At 70.9% G+C, this 2970-nt stretch carries 5 protein-coding genes; 3 read left to right on the forward strand and 2 right to left on the reverse strand.

Annotation, left to right across the window (positions count from 1 at the left end; translation table 11 throughout):
- Positions 1–964 (forward strand): 1-deoxy-D-xylulose-5-phosphate reductoisomerase (gene dxr, locus ACOJSN_RS08830; protein WP_420112128.1); only part of this gene is annotated, 964 nt, incomplete at its 5' end.
- A 3-nt stretch (positions 965–967) separates the two neighbouring features.
- Here dxr and ACOJSN_RS08835 read toward each other — a convergent pair.
- Complete coding sequence (locus ACOJSN_RS08835; protein WP_420112129.1) at positions 968–1399, reverse strand: DUF2695 domain-containing protein; 432 nt, start codon at positions 1397–1399, stop codon at positions 968–970.
- 123 nt (positions 1400–1522) lie between these two features.
- On the opposite strand from ACOJSN_RS08835, the gene ACOJSN_RS08840 reads away from it, so the two are divergent.
- Positions 1523–2122 (forward strand): hypothetical protein, encoded by a 600-nt coding sequence (locus ACOJSN_RS08840; RefSeq protein ID WP_420112130.1) that lies wholly within the window; start codon positions 1523–1525, stop codon positions 2120–2122.
- Here ACOJSN_RS08840 and ACOJSN_RS08845 read toward each other — a convergent pair.
- Positions 2115–2525 carry a VOC family protein gene (locus tag ACOJSN_RS08845; RefSeq protein ID WP_420112131.1) on the reverse strand — a complete coding sequence of 137 codons (411 nt, stop codon included), beginning with the start codon at positions 2523–2525 and terminating at the stop codon, positions 2115–2117. The two genes, ACOJSN_RS08840 and ACOJSN_RS08845, sit on opposite strands and share 8 nt — an antisense overlap.
- Positions 2526–2607: 82 nt before the next feature.
- On the opposite strand from ACOJSN_RS08845, the gene ACOJSN_RS08850 reads away from it, so the two are divergent.
- The coding region (locus ACOJSN_RS08850; RefSeq protein WP_420112132.1) for a helix-turn-helix transcriptional regulator at positions 2608–2970 on the forward strand (363 nt) is incomplete at its 3' end.

Below are 2970 nucleotides of genomic sequence, written 5' to 3' on the forward strand. Positions count from 1 at the left end.
TGCTGCTGCTCGGGCGGGCGTCGATGTGCCCGCCCCCGAGATCGTGGTGGGGCCGGACGCCGCCACGCAGGCGGCAGGCGCTGGCGCCGACGTGGTGCTCAACGGCATGACCGGCTCGATCGGGCTCGCACCGACGCTCGCCGCCCTGACGGCCGGTTCCACGCTCGCGCTCGCGAACAAGGAGTCGCTCGTGGCGGGCGGGCCGCTCGTGCGAGCGGCACAGCAACGACCCGATCAGCTCGTGCCGGTCGACTCCGAGCACTCGGCGATCGCGCAGTCGCTGCGCGGCGGCCGGCGCGAGGAGGTCGCTCGGATCATCCTGACGGCCTCGGGCGGGCCGTTCCGCGGCCGCACGCGCGCCGAGCTCGCCGACGTCTCACCTGAGCAGGCGCTCGCGCACCCCACGTGGGCGATGGGTCCGGTCGTGACCACCAACTCGGCGACCCTGGTGAACAAGGGACTCGAGCTGATCGAGGCGCACCTGCTCTTCGACGTGCGGGTCGAGGACATCACGGTGGTGGTGCACCCGCAATCGGTCATCCACTCGATGGTGGAGTTCGCCGATGGGTCGACGATCGCGCAGGCGTCCCCGCCGGACATGCGGCTCCCGATCGCGCTCGCTCTCGGGTGGCCCGACCGGGTTCCGGGTGCGGCGCAGCCATGCCGGTGGGATGAACCCACGGCGTGGACGTTCGAGCCGGTGGACAACGAGACGTTCCCGGCACTCGACCTCGCACGTGCCGCCGTGACGGCATCGGCCACGCACCCCGCGGTGTACAACGCCGCGAACGAGGAGTGCGTGGAGGCGTTCCTCGCCGGCAGGATTGGTTTCCTCGACATCGGGGGCACGCTCGAGCGTGTGCTGGGGGAGCACGAGGGCACCGCTGCCGCCGCGCTCGACCTCGACGCGGTGTCTGCGGCGGAGACCTGGGCCCGTGCCCGCGCGCACGAGCTGATCGGCTGAGCCTCACCAGGCGTACCGAGACCGGCGCTCCCAGTTGGCGCACGGTTGCACCGACCCGCGCCGCACGGTCGCGCATGGCGGCAGCGGCTCTGGCGGCGCGGTAGCAGCGGTATCGGTTGAAGGAGTCGCGGGCGTGCCGGCGCTCTGCCAGAGGCTCTTGTCGAGCCACCATCCGTTGAGGTAGATCTCGCAATCACAGAACGCGCCGGCCTGCCCGAGGTGGCGCAGCAGCGCGGTGGCGCTCGCAGCGGTCGTGTCACGGAAGCGCGTCGCGAACCGCAGGCTCGTGTCGCACCCGAAGTCGTCGAGCATTCTCGCGACGTAGCACTGCAGGCACTCGCCCTCGTGCGGGCGCATCAATTCCTCGGCGAACTGGCGCAGCATCTGGTCTGCCCACGTGTCGGGGGCGCCGGGGGTCACATCGGTCTCTCTCATCCATGTGGTCTACCCGCCAGGTCCGACATCGCGTGCCACCTCCGCCGTCGTGGGGACCGCGCGTACCTCGTTCGGCCGATGTGTGAAGCCCGCTGTGCCCGAAGACTGAGGGTGGAGGTAGCCATGGGGAAGCCGAAGGACGGGGACGGCCGCGCGCTCACGCCGATGCGCGGCTGGCAGGTGCTGCACCGGACGATGTTCGGCATCGACCACCGGGGCGTCCGGTACGTGGTCGACGTGCCGATCTTCGACGACGATGCCGTGCTGTACGTCGACGGGAGGCAACGGTCGAAGGCCTCCTTGCCGACCAGGTTCCCGGTTCCTGGCGGGCGGATCGAGGTGGCGTCGTCGACGTACGGACTCAAGCGGATGCACCTCGTGCTCGAGGACGGCAGTGAGCAGCAGCTCTACCCCGCGCCTCGCACCGCGGAGTGGTGGCGGGCTCGCCTGGACGTCGCGAACCCGCGCCTGAGCCGGTGGCTGGCGCGAACGGCCGTGGTGATGCTGGTCCTCGGCCTTGCCGTCGCCCTCCCCGAGGTCGCTGAGCGGATCACGGCGATCGATGCCGTCGCGGAGCAGGTCGGCACGTTCACCTCGCCGGTGGCGCTGCCGGGCTGGCTCACGGCGACGTTGCTCGTCGGTGGCGTGCTCGCCGGAATCGAGCGCGCCCTCACGCTGCGCAACCACTGGTTGCTCGATGTCGACACCTTCTGGCTCAGTTGACCAGCCGGGCCCGCTGCTCGCGGTAGTGCGCGTTCTCCATCACCCCGAGCACGTTGCCGAACGGGTCGGTCACTGACGCCGTGACGAAACCTTCGCCTCGGACGGTCGGCCCCTCGAGCGTGGTGGCGCCGAGCGCGAGCAGTCGGGCGTGGGCCGACTCGACGTCGTCGACCGACCAGTGCAGCACGGCGCCGGCCGCGGTGCCCACGGGGTAGGGCGCCCATGCGGCGTCGATGACGCCGACCTCGGTCTCCAGGTCGCCGATGCGCCACTCCGCGTACGCGACAGGCCCCTCCTCGGGCCGGCGGAAGTACGGTTCGAGCTCGAACAGCTCGGTGTACCAGGCGATCGCCGCAGGCATGTCGGCGGCGTAGATGTTGACGGTGGCTGGTCCGTGGAACACGGTGTCTCCTTCGTTGTCGGTCTCACCACTCTCGCCGCCAAACTGCGCACCTAGTGAGCACTTTTCTGGATAACGTCGGAGCATGCGCGCCGATCGACTCGTGGCCGCGACGCTCTACCTGCAGCGCCGCGGGACCGTGACTGCCGCGGCCCTCGCCGAGCACCTGGAGGTCTCGGTCGCCACAGCGCGCCGCGACCTCGAGGCACTCAGCGGTGCCGGCGTGCCGGTCTACCCGCAGCGCGGTCGCGGCGGCGGGTGGCGGCTCGTCGGGGGCGCGCGGACCGATCTGACCGGGCTGACCGCGCCCGAAGTGCAGGCGCTGTTCGTGGCGTTGGGAGGCATCGGCAGTGATGCCACCGCTCGCACTGCGCTGAACAAGTTGGTGCAGGCGCTACCCCGAACCTTCCGCCGACGAGCCGAGGTCGCGGGCTCCACAGTGCGGGTG

The sequence above is a fragment of the Pseudactinotalea sp. genome, from assembly GCF_048594945.1.
Taxonomy (GTDB): Bacteria; Actinomycetota; Actinomycetes; order Actinomycetales; family Beutenbergiaceae; genus Pseudactinotalea.

What these genes read in the sequence shown, in the direction of transcription:
- ACOJSN_RS08835 (WP_420112129.1), bottom strand. Translation starts at nt 1,399, where the DNA reads ATGAGAGAGACCGATGTGACCCCCGGCGCCCCCGACACGTGGGCAGAC.
- ACOJSN_RS08840 (WP_420112130.1), top strand. Translation starts at nt 1,523, where the DNA reads ATGGGGAAGCCGAAGGACGGGGACGGCCGCGCGCTCACGCCGATGCGC.